Source organism: Curtobacterium sp. B8, from assembly GCF_000333315.1.
GTDB lineage: Bacteria > Actinomycetota > Actinomycetes > Actinomycetales > Microbacteriaceae > Curtobacterium > Curtobacterium luteum.
The window spans coordinates 3,058-20,508 of the sequence record NZ_BACW01000450.1 but is presented as its reverse complement, the minus strand read 5'-3'; the positions used below and the strand labels follow the sequence as shown (position 1 = coordinate 20,508).

General features: G+C 70.4%; 16 protein-coding genes. 5 read left to right on the top strand and 11 right to left on the bottom strand.

Annotation, left to right across the window (positions count from 1 at the left end; genetic code table 11):
• The coding region (locus I59_RS11625; protein WP_022904015.1) for a VIT family protein at positions 1-690 on the top strand (690 nt) is incomplete at its 5' end.
• Here I59_RS11625 and I59_RS11620 read toward each other — a convergent pair.
• The 5 genes from I59_RS11620 to I59_RS11600 all read right to left on the bottom strand — a co-directional run bounded on the left by I59_RS11620 (position 653) and on the right by I59_RS11600 (position 6,672).
• Positions 653-1,705, bottom strand: coding sequence for a lysylphosphatidylglycerol synthase transmembrane domain-containing protein (locus I59_RS11620; RefSeq protein ID WP_022904014.1), 1,053 nt, complete (start codon positions 1,703-1,705; stop codon positions 653-655). The genes I59_RS11625 and I59_RS11620 overlap by 38 nt on opposite strands.
• Positions 1,706-1,791: 86 nt before the next feature.
• Positions 1,792-2,262, bottom strand: coding sequence for a pyridoxamine 5'-phosphate oxidase family protein (locus tag I59_RS11615; RefSeq protein WP_022904013.1), 471 nt, complete (start codon positions 2,260-2,262; stop codon positions 1,792-1,794).
• Positions 2,263-2,399: 137 nt separating this feature from the next.
• Positions 2,400-4,934: an HAD-IC family P-type ATPase gene (locus I59_RS11610; protein ID WP_042726681.1), complete on the bottom strand. Its 2,535-nt coding sequence runs from the start codon at positions 4,932-4,934 to the stop codon at positions 2,400-2,402.
• Complete coding sequence (locus I59_RS11605) at positions 4,931-5,791, bottom strand: universal stress protein (protein ID WP_022904011.1); 861 nt, start codon at positions 5,789-5,791, stop codon at positions 4,931-4,933. The genes I59_RS11610 and I59_RS11605 overlap by 4 nt, the downstream gene beginning before the upstream one ends.
• Entirely contained in the window at positions 5,791-6,672 is an 882-nt protein-coding gene (locus tag I59_RS11600) for a universal stress protein (RefSeq protein WP_167510066.1), read from the bottom strand. The genes I59_RS11605 and I59_RS11600 overlap by 1 nt, the downstream gene beginning before the upstream one ends.
• 189 nt (positions 6,673-6,861) lie before the next feature.
• Between I59_RS11600 and I59_RS20970 the strand changes: the two genes are divergently transcribed.
• Entirely contained in the window at positions 6,862-7,251 is a 390-nt protein-coding gene (locus I59_RS20970; protein WP_022904009.1) for a polymer-forming cytoskeletal protein, read from the top strand.
• Positions 7,239-7,919, top strand: coding sequence for a hypothetical protein (locus I59_RS19875; protein ID WP_022904008.1), 681 nt, complete (start codon positions 7,239-7,241; stop codon positions 7,917-7,919). Before I59_RS20970 ends, I59_RS19875 begins: the two co-directional genes overlap by 13 nt.
• A 73-nt stretch (positions 7,920-7,992) precedes the next feature.
• On the opposite strand, the gene I59_RS11590 is transcribed toward I59_RS19875, so the two are convergent.
• The 6 genes from I59_RS11590 to I59_RS11560 all read right to left on the bottom strand — a co-directional run bounded on the left by I59_RS11590 (position 7,993) and on the right by I59_RS11560 (position 13,451).
• The gene (locus tag I59_RS11590; RefSeq protein WP_022904007.1) at positions 7,993-8,388 is read right to left on the bottom strand and encodes a hypothetical protein; all 396 of its coding nucleotides are present in this window, start codon (positions 8,386-8,388) and stop codon (positions 7,993-7,995) included.
• Positions 8,385-9,455, bottom strand: a complete 1,071-nt coding sequence (gene adhP / locus I59_RS11585; protein WP_022904006.1) for an alcohol dehydrogenase AdhP — start codon at positions 9,453-9,455, stop codon at positions 8,385-8,387. The genes I59_RS11590 and adhP overlap by 4 nt, the downstream gene beginning before the upstream one ends.
• Before the next feature lie 82 nt (positions 9,456-9,537).
• Positions 9,538-9,933 carry a hypothetical protein gene (locus I59_RS11580; RefSeq protein ID WP_022904005.1) on the bottom strand — a complete coding sequence of 132 codons (396 nt, stop codon included), beginning with the start codon at positions 9,931-9,933 and terminating at the stop codon, positions 9,538-9,540.
• Between the two features lie 402 nt (positions 9,934-10,335).
• Complete coding sequence (locus tag I59_RS11570) at positions 10,336-10,887, bottom strand: BON domain-containing protein (protein WP_167510068.1); 552 nt, start codon at positions 10,885-10,887, stop codon at positions 10,336-10,338.
• A 145-nt stretch (positions 10,888-11,032) separates the two neighbouring features.
• Positions 11,033-12,037, bottom strand: coding sequence for a cytochrome d ubiquinol oxidase subunit II (gene cydB / locus I59_RS11565; RefSeq protein WP_022904002.1), 1,005 nt, complete (start codon positions 12,035-12,037; stop codon positions 11,033-11,035).
• 1 nt (position 12,038) lies between these two features.
• Positions 12,039-13,451 (bottom strand): cytochrome ubiquinol oxidase subunit I, encoded by a 1,413-nt coding sequence (locus tag I59_RS11560; RefSeq protein ID WP_022904001.1) that lies wholly within the window; start codon positions 13,449-13,451, stop codon positions 12,039-12,041.
• A 353-nt stretch (positions 13,452-13,804) separates the two neighbouring features.
• On the opposite strand from I59_RS11560, the gene I59_RS11555 reads away from it, so the two are divergent.
• Complete coding sequence (locus I59_RS11555; protein WP_148286194.1) at positions 13,805-16,333, top strand: phosphoketolase family protein; 2,529 nt, start codon at positions 13,805-13,807, stop codon at positions 16,331-16,333.
• A 32-nt stretch (positions 16,334-16,365) separates the two neighbouring features.
• The gene (locus I59_RS11550; RefSeq protein ID WP_031273677.1) at positions 16,366-17,421 is read left to right on the top strand and encodes a 2,3-butanediol dehydrogenase; all 1,056 of its coding nucleotides are present in this window, start codon (positions 16,366-16,368) and stop codon (positions 17,419-17,421) included.
• Positions 17,422-17,451 lie beyond the last annotated feature (30 nt).

The window sequence follows — 17,451 nt, the reverse complement described above, 5'->3', positions numbered from 1 at the left end:
GCCCACGCCGGTGACCTCGCCGCGCGGTTGAACTGGCTGCGCGCCAGCGTACTGGGCGCGAACGACGGCATCGTCTCGACGGCTTCGATCGTGGTCGGCGTCGCCGGCGCCTCCACCTCCGTCCCCGCGATTGCGACCGCCGGTGTCGCCGCGCTGGTCGGCGGCGCCATCTCGATGGCGCTGGGGGAGTACGTATCGGTCAGCAGCCAGAAGGACAGCCAGCGCTCGCTCATCGAGAAGGAGCGCCGCGAGCTCGAGGACGACCCCGTCGCCGAACTCGAGGAACTCACCCAGCTGTGGGAGGCGCGTGGTCTGCAGCGCGCCACTGCCGAGGCGGTCGCCGGTGAGTTGACAGAGCGCGACGCTCTCGCGGCGCACCTGACGACGGAACTCGGAATCGACGAGGACGAAGTAGTCAGCCCCTGGCACGCGGCATTCGCCTCGGCGGCAGCATTCTCGATCGGCGCGGTCCTGCCCCTGTTGGCGATCCTCGTGCCGCCCGGATCGGTCCGGGTGCCGGTCACGTTCGTCGTCGTGCTCCTCGCGCTCGCGCTGACCGGTGCGGTCGGTGCGAGAATCGGCGGCGGATCGGTGCTAAGGGCCACGTTCCGAGTGGTCGTCGGTGGTGCGCTCGCCCTGGCGGCGACCTTCGTCATCGGGTCCATCCTCGGTACGAGCGGCGTGGTGTGAGCCGGTGGTCACGCAACCGTGACCGGGGTGACGTCGCGCTGCGGCGGCGGGTCGAGGCGAGCAGGAACGGTGCGACGACGAGTGCGGCGAGCATCGGCAGCCAGTACTCGACGGCGCGCCAGCCGAGGACGCCGAGCAGCGCGACCGACGTCGGGACCCCTGCGACGTTGAGCGTGGTCACCGCGGCTCCCTCGACCAGCCCGAGCGCCCCGGGTGTGATCGGAACGGTGGCGAGGACGTTCGCAACGCCGTAGGCCAGGACGATGACCGGCCACGGGGGTCGGGCGCCCGCAGCGACGAGCATGAGCCCGAACGCCAAGAGATCGGCAGCCCAGTTGCATCCCACCCAGGCGAGCAGGGTCGCGAGCGTCCGGACCGATCGGAGGCGCCCCATCCCAAGGGCCAGTCCGTCGACGTAGCCGAAGATGGTGGCTTCGGACGGGTGCCCGACGGCTCGCCGCAGCGGCGTCGTCAACCACATGGCACCCTCCCGTACGCGATCGGGCCGGCGAGCGATGACCGCGCCGCCCAGTCCGACGGCGACGGCGAGCAAGAGGACCGTTCCGACGAGGACGGCGACACCAGGGGAAGGACGGCCGTGCCAGGCGGTCATCGCTACACCACTGATGAAGAGTGCGCCGAGCACGACGTTGGACACGATGACACCGGTCGTGGCCGCGGAGGCAGCAATCGGGACCGGGACGTCGAACCGTCGCAGGAGTGAGATGCGCAACCCCGCGGAGGTCGCCGCTCCACCGGGCAGAACGCTGCGGACCCCCTGCGCGACGAGGTCGACCGCGAGGACGTGCCGGAAGCTCGGCGCGTCGGGGCCCAGGAACGCGCGGGTAGCACGAGACGCGGCCGTCAGGGACACCGCCTCGGCGAGGACCGCCACGCCGGCGACGATCGAGGCGCTCGGCGGTAGTTCGCGGAGGACGAGGAACGCCTCCTCGGCGTGCGGCGCGGCGATGACCACCGCCGCGGCGACCAGAAAGGGTGCGGCGATCGCGAGCATCCAGCGTAGTCGTGACGGACGGGAGGCGCGGTGCAGGTTCGCACCGCGCCTTCCGTCCTCCCGCCCGGCGCGACCGCGAGGGGCTGTCATGGAGCGGCTTGGTCGAAGAGCCGGCCGGTGACGCTGGTCGGCTCGAGCACGACGGTGGCGCGCTTCGGTGTCGCCAGCATCGAGCGGATCCGCTGCGCCGTCACGTGCCGGGTGTCGGGGATGTGGGCGGTTCCCCTCGCCACGACGCTCCAGGCGGTCCACCCGTCGTGTTCGTCCACCTCCATCAGGATCTCGCGCCCGGAGTGGACGGCGTCGAGGATCACACTGCTCGAGGTCGCGAAGGCCAGTTTCCGTGTCTCTGTGACGTAGTTCACCGGGATGATCTCCAGCGATTCCTGGGTGCGGAACGCTACGCGGGCGATCCGGCTGCGGTGCAGCCGTTCCCAACACTGGTCCGCGTCGAGCGTGACGACGAGTTCGTCCAGCGGGGTCGCATCGAGTCCGCCCGCTCCCTGAGCCCGCGGATCCTTCACCTCGTTCGATGGTCCGGTCGCCGCTGCTTCCATGGTCTTTCCTCCTGGTCTGCGGGACGGAACGAGCGTGATCGCTCTGATTTCTCGCCCGGTCGGACCAGCATGCGACGCACCGTTGCTCGTGCGCAGGGCCGGAAGTCCCACCGACCCGGGGCGCGACGCGCCTGCGGTCAGCGGGTCCGACCGAAGCGAGCTGCGAAGCGGCGCACGTGGTGTGCGGTGCGGTGCGCTCCGAGATCGTTCCGGAACACGTACCGGAACGCGAACGCCTTGAGCCCCTCGACGAGGAGCAGGTAGACGACGGCGATCACGGCGACGACCGCGAGCAGGCTGCCGGGCAGCGGCGCGAAGTCGACGAGCACTCCGATCGGGCTCAGCGGCAGCACGACTCCGAGGGCCGCCGAACCGAGTGCACCGAGGGTGAGCCACCGTCCTGGCCGACTGCGCCAGGACGGAACGCGGTTCGTGCGAACGACGAACACGACCAGCGACTGGGTGAGGAGCGACTCGACGAACCAGACCGTCCGGAACTCCGTCGGGCCGGCGTGCACCACACCGAGGAGGACGGCGAACGTGATGAAGTCGAACAGTGAGCTCACCGGTCCGAAGACGAGCATGAACCGACGGACCGCGCCGACGTCCCAGCGCGCGGGAGACGTGAGCCGTTCGCGATCCACACGGTCCGTCGGGATCGCCAGCTGCCCGAGGTCGTAGATCAGGTTGTTCAGGAGGACCTGCGCGGGCAGCAGCGGGAGGAACGGCAGGAAGCTCGCCGCGACGGCAGCGCTGAGCATGTTGCCGATGTTCGACGAGGTGCCCATCATCACGTACTTGAGGGTGTTGGCGAACACCCGCCGACCGGTCCGGACGGCGGTGGCGACTGCGTCGAGTCGTTTGTCGAGCAGGACGACGTCCGCCGCGTCCCGGGCGACGTCGGTCGCCGAGAGCACCGAGATGCCGACGTCCGCCGCGTGCAGCGCGAGCGCGTCGTTCACGCCGTCGCCGAGGAACGCGACGGTCCTCCCCGCGTCGCGGAGCGCACGCACGACGACCGCCTTGTCCGCGGGGCGGACACGAGCGACCACGCCGGCGTCGAGCACCCGGGAAGCGAGGGCAGCCAGGGGCTGGTCGGCCGCAGCACCGATCTCGCTCCCGAGCAGCGCGGAACCGACGGGGATGCCGACGTCGCGCGCGAGACCGGCGGCGACCACCGGGTCATCGCCGGTCACCACGACGACCTGGACACCGAGGTCACGCAACGCGCCGATGGCGTCCGCGACGCCGGCGCGGGGCGGGTCCTCGAACACGAGGAACCCCTCGAGCACGAACGCACTGCTGACCGCGATCGGGTCCGCGGTCGTCGTCGCTCGGGGCACGGCCGCGGTCGCGACCGCGAGCACCCGGTGACCGGCGGCGAGCAACCGCTGCAAGGTCTCCTGGCCAGCGGGTGCGACGTCGCTGCACCGCGCCAGCACGACGTCCGGAGCGCCCTTGACGACCAGGCGGCGGCTTCCGTCGTGTTCGAGGACCAGCGCCGACGAGGTCATCCGCTCGTGGTCGAACGGCCGGGTGGCGAGGACGACCGGTGAGCCGTTCCGTGCCGCGTTCGCCGCCGACGCGTCGAGGATCTCGCGGTCGAGGACGTCGGCGACCGAGCCGGCCGCACCGTCGGCGCGCACGTCTGGTGGCACGGTAACCCGGGCCACGCCCAGGAGCGTCGAGGCGGGGCGACCACTGGGGTCCAGCGCATCCTGGAAGCGGAGGCCCCCCGACGTGAGCGTGCCGGTCTTGTCGGTGACGAGGACGTCGACACCGCCGAGATCCTCGACGCACACGAGACGCTTCACGAGCACATCCGACCGCTTGAGGAGTCGGGCGCCGGAGGCGAGCGCGGTGCTCACCACGGCGGGGAGCAGCTGCGGCGTCACCCCGACGGCGATCGCCAGCGCGAACAGCACCGTCGTCAGCAGTGGGCGGGAGAACGCGATCCCGGCCACCACGATCAGGACCATCAGCGACACGGCGACCCAGACCAGTAGCATCGAGAAGCGCGCCAGGCCGGCCTGGAACGCTGTCTCGGGCGCACGGGAACGCAGACCAGCAGCGATGCCGCCGAACTCCGTCGCCCTCCCGGTGGCCGTCACCCGCGCATCACCGGAACCGGCGACGACGACTGCGCCCTGGAGCACGGACTCGTCGGTCCGGTGTTCCACGGGACGGGACTCTCCCGTGAGGACGCTCTCGTCGAGTTGGAGATCCTGTGCCGACACGAGTGCTGCGTCCGCGGGCACGACGCTGCCGACCCCGAGGCGCACGAGGTCACCGACGACCACGTCGCGCACGTCGACGGTCGTCCAGACCCCGTCGCGGAGCGCCCGAGCGGTGTGCCGCAACTGGTCGGCCATCGCCGAGGACACCAGCGCGGATCGGTACTCGTTGACCGTACCGAGCCCGACGCTCGTGAGGAGGATGACGGTGATCACGACGGCGTCCTGCACCTGCCCGAGCACTGCGGAGACGACCGCGGTGGCGAGCAGGAGGAGGAGCACGACGTTGCGGAACTGTCCGGCGATCGTGCGCACGAGGCTCGGTGCCGATGTGCCAACGGCGTTCGGCCCGTCCTCGGCGAGCCGCGCCGCCGCGGCTGTTGACGTGAGCCCTTCGGCGAGGTCGGCAGTGGGCGCCGTGGAGGTCGGACCGTTCATCGTCGGCGCGGGTCCGGTGAGCGCAGCGGCGCGATGCACACCGGAGTTCGCGAACCACTGATGAGCTCGTGTGCAGTGGAGCCGAAGAGCCGACCCTCAAGCGTCGACGTGTGGTGTCGTCCGAGGACGACAATCGACGCGTCCTCGGCGTACCTGCCAAGGACGTCGGCCGTGTCGCCTTCCTCGACGACAGGTCGGTGTTGCAGTCCGGGGAACCGGGTGTGGAGGAGCCGTTCGGCGTCGATCAGGACCTCCCGTGCGTGCGTTTCGACGAGTTCGGGGTCCTCGAAGGCGCTCAGCGTTCCGACCCGGGCGGGTTCGGCGACCTTCCACGAGCGCACCAAACTGAGCCGCCGGTGCTCCCGGACGGCCTGGGACCCGGCGAAGCGGAGCGCGGTGTCACCAGTGGCGTCGTCGACCCCGAGGACGACGTCCCCGTGCGTCGGTCGCCAGTCCTCCGGGACGACGACGGTCGGACCGTTCGCGAGGGTCGGCACGCGTTCGGGCATCCACCCGTCGAGCGCTGTTCGGACGCGGTGCTGGCGCCGGTTCCCGATGACGAGCAGGTCCGCGGTCGATGCAGCGTCCGCGAGCATCCGGTCAGGCACCCCTGACAGCCGGAACACTGCGACGTCAACCCGCTGGTGTGCCACGGTCAGGCGCTCTGCGGCGCGGGCGAGCCGTCGGTCGAGGGCCAGTCGGTCACCTCCCCATCCGTTGGTGACGGTGATGAGCTCGACCCGGCTCCCTGGCGTGAGGCGCCGGACGGCCACCCAGTCCACCGCTCGGTCACTCGCCTCGTGTCCGTCGATGCCGACCACCACGTGTTCGGTCCCGACGACGCTGCTGTCGCGCATCACCGCACCTCGGCGTGCAGCTGTTCCGGACGGCGCTCGGACTCCGCGCCCCCACCGGTGTGCGTCGGTTCGGGGACGATGCACACCGGCGCGTGCCCCTCGTGCATCAGGCGTTCACCGACCGACCCCGTGATGAACCCGCCCAGTGCCGTCCGGTGGCGACGCCCGACCACGATCAACGACGCACCCCGGGACGACCGGAGGACCACGTCGCGAGCTTGCCCCTCGACGGCTTCGCCGGTGACGTGGAGCCCTGGCTGCGCGGCACCGACCGCCCGGAGCGCGGCCCGGAGTTCGAGGTCGGCCTCCTTCGACCAGAGGTCTCGGTCCTCCTGGAGGTCGACCGCAGCGTAGGCGTCGACCGCGCTCGGGACCGCCCAGGCGCGCACGAGGGCGAGCTCGTGACGGCCACGGGCCGCTCGGTCGGCGGCCCAGGACAGCGCGGCGGACGCGGACCGCCCGTCGACACCGACGACGACCGGACCGTCGGACCGCTCCCAGTGTTCCGGGACCACCACGACCGGGGTGACGGCGTGCGCGACCACCCGCTCGGCCACGCGTCCCCGCGCCGCGGCGACGAACGTGTGCACCTGGTTGCCGCCGATCACGAGCATGTCGCCGCGCGTGGCGTCCGACACGAGGCGATCCACGGTCGGCCCGCCGGTCACGTCGTGCCGGACGGTGAGCTCGGCATGCGTCGAGCGCAAGCGCTGCTCCGCCGCCTCGAGTCGCTCTTCGGACCGTTCGAGGGCCTCGCCGGTGTACTCGCTCACGGTGACCAGCCGCACGCTGTCCGTCGCAGGGTCGACGGCGTCCGCGATCCAGTCCACGGTCCTCCAGGCGGCAGTCGTGTCGTCGATGGCGACGGTGTAGGCGGTCATGGTCACTCCCTTCGCAGTGGACACCGGTTGCGCCCACCTGCGGCTCCAGCCGCATCCCATCACCGCACGCTAGGTGCGGGCGGACGACGCCGGCAGGGCCGAAGGTCCCGCCCACCGGCGCTCCCTCGCGGCGCCGAGCAAGGACCTCCGACCCTGTCGTGCCGACGGCCAGCCCGCGACACTGCCGCCATGATGACCAGACACCGAACCCAGCCCACCGCCCGCCGTCACGTCCCGCGCTCGGCGGTCGTCCTCGGCATCGTCGTCGCTCTGACAGCCGTCACGGGAGGCGCCGCCGCAGCCGTCACGACGACACAGGACGACCCGTCCAGGATCGGCGCGACGGAGCGCGTGACCGGCCCGCGGTTCCTCAGCGGCACCGACGTCGAGGTCGCCGGGAACGTGGACGGGGACGTGTACGCCGCCGGCCAGAACGTGACCGTGAGTGGGCGGGTCACCGGGGACGTCATCGCGGCCGCACAGACCGTGACCGTCACCGGAGAGGTGGACGGAGACGTCCGGCTCGCTCGGTCGCGGGCGACCTCGGCCGCGACGCGCGACTCAGCGTGGACCGGCTGACCGTCGCCGGGACGATCGGCGGGGACGTCGTCTACGTCAGCGACCACACCGCGCAGATGCGTGCCGACCACGTCGACGGGTCGGTGCAACACGTCCATCCGAACCGGACGACCTATCGCCCCACCGCCGGCGAGGCGTTCGCGTCCTGGCTGGTCGGCCTGCTGTACGCACTCGTCGCACTGGGCCTGATCACGCTGGCCGCCGGGCTCCTCGTCCCTCGGCAGCTCACCCGGGTGACCGACCGGCTCCGTGCGGCGCCCTGGAGGGCCGCACTGGTCGGCTTCGTCACAGCAGTCGCCGCTCCGCTCGCCCTGCTCCTCCTGCTCGTGACGGTCATCGGCGCACCCGTGGCCCTGACTGGACTGTTGGTCCTGCTCGTCCTGACCCTCGCGGCGTTCCCGTACGGAGCGTTCATGATCGGACGCCTGATCCTCCGCGGCCGACGCGGGCCGGTCGTCACGGCGCTCCTGGGCGGTGCGGTCCTCGTCGTGGCGCTGCACATCCCCGTCCTCGGAGTCCTCGTGACCGTGGTGACGATCGTCCTCGGACTCGGTGCCCAACTGCTCGACATCGCCGACGCCCGTCCGTGGGACCGTGCCGAACGGAGGACGGACGTGCGCGGTGGTGAGGGGATCCCCGCGACGCCCGGAGGAGCGGGGAGGATCTGACCGGAGCATGGAGACGGCCCGGTGCTGCTCGCACCGGGCCGTTCTGCTCGTCCCTCCGTGCCGTGCCTGCAGGTCAGGTACGGACGGCGTCAGCCCGGTCTGCCCGAAGCGCGTCGGACGTGAACACGATCCCGCTGAGTTCCTGGACGTCGAAGCGCCAGCGCTGCAGCGGTCCGTCGCGTCCGGCCCGGATGACGAGCGGTTCGGCGCGTCCGACGACGATGACGCTCCAGCCCCCCGTCGGATCTTGGGCGCCCGTCTCGAACACAGCCGTCGTACGCGAACCGAGGTCTCCGAGGCGGGGTCCCTCGAGGTCGAGGCACCCGCTTGCGGGGTCCACGACGACCGCCTCCGCCTGGGACACGGTGCCTCGGACGAGCCGGCCGCTCCGGACGCGTCCGATGAGCGACCAGCACTCCGACGCGACGAGCGTCCGGTCGTCGTGGACCGCGAGGCCCGTGCCGATCATCGCGTTACAGCCTGCGTGGACTCGTCCTCGGCGACGATCTGCTCGCGCTGGACGGGCGGCATGTCGAACACGATCCGGGCCGGCACCCGACCGGCGAGCACGTCGGCCATCGCCTCGTTCACGTCGGCGAGCGGGCGGCGGACCGACACGACCCGGGTGCGTCCGGCGGCGTGCAGGGCGAAGACCTCGGCGAGGTCCTGCCGAGTCCCGACGATCGACCCGATGATCGAGATCCCCTTGAGGACGGTGTCGAAGATCGGGATGCTCATCGTGCCGTCCGCCGGCAGCGCGACGCAGACCAGGCGTCCTCCCCGCTTCAGGGAGGCGAACGCCTGCTCGAACACGCTGGCCGACGCTGCGAGCACGACGGCGACGTCCGCGCCACCGAGCTCCTGGATCTGGGCGGCGGCGTCGCCGGAGGACGCGTCGACGGCGCGGTCCGCACCGAGGTCGCGGGCGAGCTCGAGCTTGGCCGGCTCGACGTCGACGCCGATGACCTGCGCGCCGAACACCCGTGCGTACTGCACCGCGAGGTGCCCGAGCCCGCCCACGCCGAAGACCGCGACGGTCTCGGACGGCGTTATCCCGGCGACCTTGAGTGCCTTGTAGGTCGTGACGCCGGCGCAGGTGAGCGGGGCTGCGTCCTCCGGGGCGACGCCGGCGGGGACCGGGACGACGTAGTCCGCGTCGGCGACGGCGAACTGCCCGAAGGCGCCGTCGATGGAGTACCCAGTGTTCTGCTGCTGCTCGCAGAGGGTCTCGCGGCCTTCCACGCAGTAGCGGCAGTGGCCGCAGGCGTGACCGAGCCACGGGAGCGCGACCCGGTCACCGATCTGTCGGTTCGTGACGCCGTCACCGAGCTCCTCGATGATGCCGACTCCCTCGTGGCCGGGGACGAACGGCGGCGTCGGCTTGACCGGCCAGTCTCCGCGTGCTGCGTGGATGTCGGTGTGACAGAGGCCGGAGGCCTCGATCCGGACGAGGACCTGTCCGGCGCCGGGTGCGGGGAGCGGCCGGTCCTCGACAACGAGGGGCTGACCGAACTGGTGGACGACTGCTGCCTTCATGGGATGACCTCTCCTCACGGGCGTGCCGGGACCCGGTGTCCCGCGCCAATCGGCGCCCGTGGAGTCACCCTGCCGCGGGCGCTCATCGCACGGCAGGGTCAGAAGTCCCACCGAGCACCGAGGGGGGGAGCGACGTCGACGTGATCTGATCGAGGATGCGCAGGTCGAACGGCGAGGACTCCGCGCAGCAGGACGGCGACAACCAGCTCACCCGGTCGTACCCACCCGACACGAGCCGATCACCGAAGCGGACGCGGAGGACGCGCCCGGGCAACAGTGCCGCCAGCGACCGGACGTAGGCGGCGGACGCTCGGTCCAGGCCGCCCACGAACCCCAGGGTCACCGTTTCCCCCACGATCAGCGCCGCGGCGACGGACACGACGGCGCGCTCGAGCGGGAACCCGGTGTCGACCACGACCTGCGCGGAGCGCAGTGCTCGTCGGCGAGGAACGGACACCGTCCGGAGCAGGTCGGCCATGGCGATCAGGACGCGGTCGCAGCGAACGGCGGGGGAGTCGAAGACTGCCCCATCGGTCCGTTCGAATGGCGTTCGGCCGGCACCCGTGCCCGCCACCGCGAGGTGGCTGATCTCGCTGAGGAGTCCCGCGCGTACGGCTGGTTCGAGCTCGCACCAGGCGCGGCGCGAGGCGGCCCCGGCTCCGGCCGGGGGTGGCTGAGTTGTCGCTCGAGCATCCACGATCGCGCGCTCAGCGCTCGTGTGGGTGCAGTCGATCGGCGGCGCGGAGCGTCACACCGATGCTGAGCAACGTCTCGACGTCCAGTGGTTTCGTCGGACACAGCTCGATGGTCACGCTCGGAGGGTTCTCGGTCGGGTCCTCGACGGCGCGGTGACGGGGCGGTGCGGAAGCGATCCGGTTCTTCATGCCGACGACGGTTCCATGGCCCGCGAACGAGGGACAGGGACCAAGGTCCGTCCGGAACGGGGGTCACTCGCAGCGATAGTGGTGCGGTCGTCGACGAAGTGCACTCCGCGGCTGCGTGCTGCCGCGGCGTGGACGCGTCGCCGTTCGTCGTCGTCGCCGAGTCGACCCGACAACCGCACGACGTGGTCCCTCGCGGAGATCCTGACAGCGGCGTACGGCGCAGCATCGCGGACAGCACCCTCCACCCTGGCCTGGAGGACCGCGTCCGGTTCGGTCGGATCGCACTCGAGCGGACGCACGACGATACGGTTCCGCACCGGGAGCAACCCGGTGGCGTGTCCGGACGCTATCTCGTGGGCTGTCAGCCGATCGGTGTACGACCCCACATCACCGGTCAGGACGATCTGGTTGCCGCCGACGTCGACGGCCACGTCGAGTGTCGAGGCGTCCAGGGACCGTTCCGAGCGCCAGGAGCGGAGGATCAGGTCGCGGACTCCGAGGTCCACGACCGCGGGTGTCATCGTGCTCACTTGGTTCGTCGTGCTCATGCGGAGATGATCGCGCCCTGACGCGACCGGCGGCAGGGCACAACGTCCTGCCATGTCCACGCGGCGACCAGGCACGGTCTGGAGGCGCGGTGCGGGCCCGCAGCGCGCCTCCAGACCGGCCGTGGTGGCGTCAGACCGTCACCGGTCACGCCGTAGCACCCTCGATGTGGGTGCGGGTAACGCGCTTGCGGAAGACCCAGTACGTCCAGGCCTGGTAGGCGAGCACGAGCGGGACGAAGACCAGCGCCACCCAGCTCATCACCGTGAGCGTGTACTGCCCGCTCGACGCGTTCCACACGGTCAGGCTGTTCGCCGGGTCGTTCGAGGCGGGCATGACGTCGGGGAAGATCGCCGTGAACATCGCCAGCACGACCGCGGCGATCGTGACCGCCATGAGGGTGAACGCGCGTCCCTCACGGCCCCAGGCGTTGCAGAGCACCGCGAGGACGAGGGCGAGGGCGGCCACCACCGAGAGCACGAGGCTCGCCGGCGTCGCTCGGACGAACGCCATCGCCACCAGGAACGCAGCGCCGACGACGATCGTGAGCACGCCCGCGCGGGTCGCGAGCCGCTTGGCCCGTTCGCGGATCTCGCCCTCGGTCTTCAGCGCGACGAACACGACGCCGTGCGTGAAGAAGACCAGGAGGGTGGCGAGCCCGGTGAGCAGGGCGAACGGGTTGAGCAGGTCGAACAGGGTGCCGGTGTAGTTGTGTCCGGCGTCCATCGGGATGCCGCGGACGACGTTGCCGAAGGCGACGCCCCACAGGAACGACGGCACCGCGCTGCCGACGATGATCATCAGGTCGAAGCGGCGCTTCCACTCCGGGTGCCGGCGCTGGTGCCGATACTCGAACGACACGCCGCGGGCGATGAGCGCGGCGAGGATGAGCAGGAGCGCGAGGTAGAAGCCGGAGAACATCGTGGCGTACCACTCCGGGAACGCTGCGAACAGGCAGGCGCCGGCGACGATGACCCAGGTCTCGTTGAGGTCCCAGACCGGGCCGATCGTGTTGATGAGCACGCGGCGGTCGGTGTCGTCCTTGCCGAGGAACGGCAGGGACATGCCGACACCGAAGTCGAACCCGTCGAGGACGAAGTACCCGACGAAGAAGAGTCCGACGATCGCGAACCAGAGAACGGGCAGGTCCATCTCAGTACACCGTCGCGATCGTCTCAGGAGCGTCCTGCGCTGGGTCCTCGGGCGGGGTGAGCTCGTCGGCGCGTTGGGCGGCGCGGCGGAGCAGGCGGAACTCGACGACCGCCAGCGCGCCGTACAACAGGGTGAAGACGACGAGGGAGATGAGGACCTCGACCCCCGTCACGTTCGGGGACACACCAGCGCTCGTCTTCAGCAGCCCGAACACGAGCCACGGCTGGCGGCCCATCTCCGTGAAGATCCAGCCGACGGTCATGGCGGCCATCGGGAGCGGCGCCGACCAGACCGCAATCCGCCACACCCACCGGCGCTGCGGCACCCGTCCGCGGCGGAGCAGCACCAGACCAGCGATCGCGAGCAGGACGGAGACGGCTCCGAAGCCGATCATCCAGCGGAAGGCCCAGTAGGTGACCCAGATGGTGGGGGAGTAGTCGCCGGGTCCGTACACCTGCGTGTACTGCGCCTGGAGCTCGCGGATGCCCTCGACGGTGCCGTGCGTGGTGTGAGTCGACAGGAAGGACAGCAGGTACGGGATGCGGATCGAGAACAGCTCGTGGACTCCGTCCGGGGTGCCGAGCGTGAAGATCGAGAACGACGCGTCCTGGCCGGTGGCCGTGTTGTAGAGCGCCTCGGCTGCAGCCATCTTCATCGGCTGCGTGTCCACCATGACTAGGCCGAGCTGGTCGCCGGTGAGCAGCGTCACGGCCCCGGCGGTGACCATCGTCCAGAGGCCGAACTTGATCGCCGGGAGCATCGTCTCGAGGTGCTGGTTCCGGGCGAGGTGCCAGCCGGCGACCGCGATGACGACGGCCGCGGCGACCATGAACGATGCTGCGATCGTGTGCGGGAACGCTGCGAGTGCGACCTTGTTGGTGACGACCGCCCAGATGTCGGTCAACTCTGCTCGACCGCGGGACGCGTCGAGCCGGAAGCCGACCGGGTGCTGCATGAAGGCGTTCGCGGCGATGATGAAGTAGGCCGACAAGAGCGTCCCGAGTGCGGTGAGCCAGATGCTGGCGAGGTGCACGCCCTTGGGCAGGCGGTCCCAGCCGAAGATCCAGATGCCGATGAACGCTGCCTCGAGGAAGAAGGCGAGGATGCCCTCGAGCGCGAGCGGCGCCCCGAAGACGTCACCGACGAACCGAGAGTACGTCGACCAGTTCATGCCGAACTGGAACTCCTGCACGATGCCCGTCACGACACCCATCGCGAAGTTGATCAGGAAGATGCGTCCGAAGAACCGGGTCAGCTGCAGGTAGTGCGCGCGGCCGGTGCGGACCCAGGCGGTCTGGAACACCGCGACCACGAACACCATGCCGATGGTGATGGGGACGAAGAGGAAGTGGTAGATCGTCGTGAGGCCGAACTGCCACCGGGACAGCACCAGGGTGCTGAGCAAGTCGTTCATGCGGTCGACCCTGCTGCCCTCAACGCTTGGGCGCCAGGGACCTTCGTCCCGCGCACATCACTCACTCGGCTCACCGTCAGCGCAGCGCGGCGACTCCGATTCGGTCTGTCGCTGGGCGCGGTCGCGCGCTTCCCGCTTGAGGCGCTCCCACTCGGCCTCGGGAACGCGGTGATGATGGTCGTCTGCGTGCTTGTGCTCCAACCTCGCTCACGATCGCCGAAGACCGCAGAGTCCAAGGTCCCGTCGTGCACGCGGGACCTTCGACCCTGCGCGCGGCACCCAGCGGCGCCGAGGATCGAGTGGTCCGCGACCGTTCGGCCACGGACGGGGAGCGAGGAAGACGCATGAGCGACATGACCACGACGATCACCAGAACGCCCACCGGATCGGAGGCAGCAGCATTCCGGCGCGGTTCCGGCAGATCGGTGGACGACCGGGTGCTCGATCAGCTGCACACGTGGTGGCGGACGGCGAACTACCTGTCCGTGGGCCAGATCTACCTGCTCGACAACCCGCTGCTCCGCCGCCCGCTCACTCGTGACGACGTCAAGCCGCGCCTCCTCGGACACTGGGGCACCACTCCAGGTCTCAACTTCGTGTACGCCCACCTCAACCGGGTCATCCAGGAGCGTGACCTCGACACGCTGTACGTCACGGGTCCGGGACACGGCGGCCCCGGCATGGTCGCCAACGCGTACCTGGACGGAACCTACAGCGAGGTCTACCCGGGGATCTCGCAGACCGAGGACGGCGTCCGGAAGCTCTTCCGGCAGTTCTCCTTCCCCGGCGGCATCCCCTCCCACGCAGCACCGGAGACCCCGGGCTCGATCCACGAGGGCGGAGAACTCGGCTACGCACTGTCCCACGCGTACGGCGCCGCCTTCGACAATCCCGGGCTGCTCGTCGCCGCGGTCGTCGGCGACGGCGAGGCCGAGACCGGGCCGCTCGCCACGAGCTGGCACTCCAACAAGTTCATGGACCCCCTGCACGACGGGGTCGTCCTGCCGATCCTGCACCTCAACGGGTACAAGATCGCCAACCCCACGGTCCTCGCCCGCATCCCGGAGGACGAGCTCCTCGCCCTGATGCGCGGCTACGGCCACACGCCGTACGTCGTCTCCGGCGGCTTCGACGGCGAGGACCCCCGCGCCGTGCACGCCCGCATGGCCGCGACGCTCGACCGGGTCCTCGACCACATCGCCGACATCAAGGAACAGGCCGGCGCGGGCACGCTCGACGGTCGACCGGCCTGGCCGATGATCATCCTCCGGACGCCGAAGGGCTGGACGTGCCCGCCGGAGATCGACGGCAAGCCAGCCGAGGGCAACTGGCGCGCCCACCAGGTGCCGCTCGCGAACGCCCGCGACACCGAGGAGCACCTCCACGTGCTCGAGGGCTGGCTCCGTTCCTACCGTCCCGAGGAGCTGTTCGATGATGCGGGCGCGCCCGTGGCGCTCGCGACCGCATTCGCACCCGAGGGGGACCGCAGGATGAGCGCGAACCCGGTCGCGAACGGCGGCCTGCTCAAGCGGGACCTCGTGCTCCCCGACTTCCGCGATCACGCGGTCGAGGTGCCCACGCACGGCGGCTCGGTCAACGAGTCCACGCGGGTGCTCGGCGAGTGGCTGGCCGAGGTCGTGCGCCTGAACCCGGACAGCTTCCGGATCTTCGGCCCGGACGAGACAGCGTCGAACCGCCTGAGTGCCGTGCTCGAGGTCACCGACAAGCAGTGGGACGCCGAGTACCTCCCGTCGGACGAGCACCTCGCCCGAGCCGGGCGCGTCATGGAGATGCTCAGCGAGCACCAGTGCCAGGGCTGGCTCGAGGGGTACCTGCTGACGGGGCGGCACGGCCTCTTCACCAGCTACGAAGCGTTCATCCACATCGTCGACTCGATGCTCAACCAACACGCCAAGTGGCTGAAGGTCAGCAAGACGATCCCGTGGCGTCGCCCGATCGCCTCCCTCAACTACCTGCTCTCGTCGCACGTCTGGCGGCAGGACCACAACGGGCTCTCGCACCAGGACCCCGGGTTCATCGACCACGTCGTCAACAAGAAGCCCGACGTGGTCCGCGTCTACCTGCCCTTCGACGCGAACACGCTGCTCTCGACCTACGACCACTGCCTGCGCTCCGTCGACTACGTCAACGTCGTCGTCGCCGGCAAACAGCCCACGTTCAACTGGTTGTCGATGGACGAAGCCATCGCCCACATGACCCGCGGGCTCGGGATCTTCGAGTGGGCGGGCAACGAGCTTCCCGGCGAGGAACCCGACGTGGTGCTCGCCTGCGCGGGGGACGTGCCGACGCTCGAGACCTTGGCGGCCGTGTCGATCCTGCAGGACGAGGTACCGGACCTGCGCGTCCGCGTCGTGAACGTCGTCGACCTGATGCGCCTGGTGTCCGAGGGGGAGCACCCGCACGGGCTGTCCGATGCGGAGTACGACGCGGTCTTCACCACCGACAAGCCCGTCGTCTTCGCTTACCACGGGTACCCCTGGCTCATCCACCGGTTGACCTACCGCCGTCACGGCCACGCGAACCTGCACGTGCGCGGCTACAAGGAGGAGGGCACGACCACGACGCCGTTCGACATGGTGATGCTCAACGACATGGACCGGTTCCACCTCGTGATCGACGTGCTCGATCGCGTCCCCGGTCTCGGGTCCCGCTACGCCGGACTCCGCCAACGGATGCAGGACGCCCGGGTCGCTGCGAGGGCCTACACGCGGGCCCACGGCGAAGACGCGCCGGACGTCGCCGACTGGACGTGGACCGACGGTGACACCGCGACGCACGACGCCACGTCGGTGCGCTCCGCCAACGTCGGCGTCGGCGCGGCCGCCGCCGCGTCCGCCGCTACGGGTGGGGACAACGAATGACCATCCACCAGCACAACGAGGAGACAACGACCATGAAGGCAGCCCGATACCACGACCGCGGTGACATCCGCATCGAGGACGTCCCGGCACCGGAAGCCACCCCGGGCACCGTGCTCATCGATGTCGCCTGGTGCGGCATCTGCGGTACCGACCTGCACGAGTACCTCGACGGACCGATCTTCGTCCCGCCGGCCGGACATCCGCACCCGATCTCGGGGGAGGCCGCTCCCGTGACGCTCGGGCACGAGATGTCGGGCACGGTCGCGGCGCTCGGGGCCGGCGTCACGGACCTGCAGATCGGCGAGCACGTCGTCGTCGAGCCGTACATCATCCGCGACGACGTGCCCGCCGACCCGGGCACCGAGTACCAGCTGTCACCGGACATGAACTTCATCGGTCTCGCCGGCCGCGGGGGCGGCCTCGCCGAGCGGATCGCTGTCGAGCGACGGTGGGTCCACCCGGTGGGTGACCTGCCGCTCGACCAGGCTGCACTCATCGAACCCCTCTCGGTGGGCCACCACGCCTTCGTTCGCAGCGGGGCGCGCTCCGGCGACGTCGCACTCGTCGGCGGTGGCGGACCGATCGGCCTGTTGACCGCGGCGATCTGCAAGGCGGAGGGGCTCACCGTCATCCTCAGCGAGGTCAGTGCTGCACGGAAGGCCATGGCGACCCGCACCGGGGTCGCCGACCACGTGCTCGACCCGACCGAGGTCGACGTACCGTCTGAAGTCCGTGCCCTGACTGGCGGTCGCGGGGCCGACGTCGGATTCGAGTGCGCCGGGGTCGACGTCGTGCTCGACACCCTCCTCGACGCAGTGCGTCCAGGCGCAGCGATCGTGAACGTCTCGATCTGGGGCCACCGGCCCGTCGTCGACCTCGAGAAGCTCGTCGTCAAGGAGATCGACCTCCGCGGCACCATCGCGTACGCGAACGACCACGCTGCGACGATCGAACTCGTACGGTCCGGCAAACTCGACCTCGCACCGTTCATAACCGGTCGGATCGCGCTTGACGACCTCATCGAGCAGGGCTTCGACCAGCTGATCCACCACAACGAGGACCACGTCAAGATCCTCGTGCGCCCCTGACTCCCACCAAGGACCAGAGGAGGGGCCCGC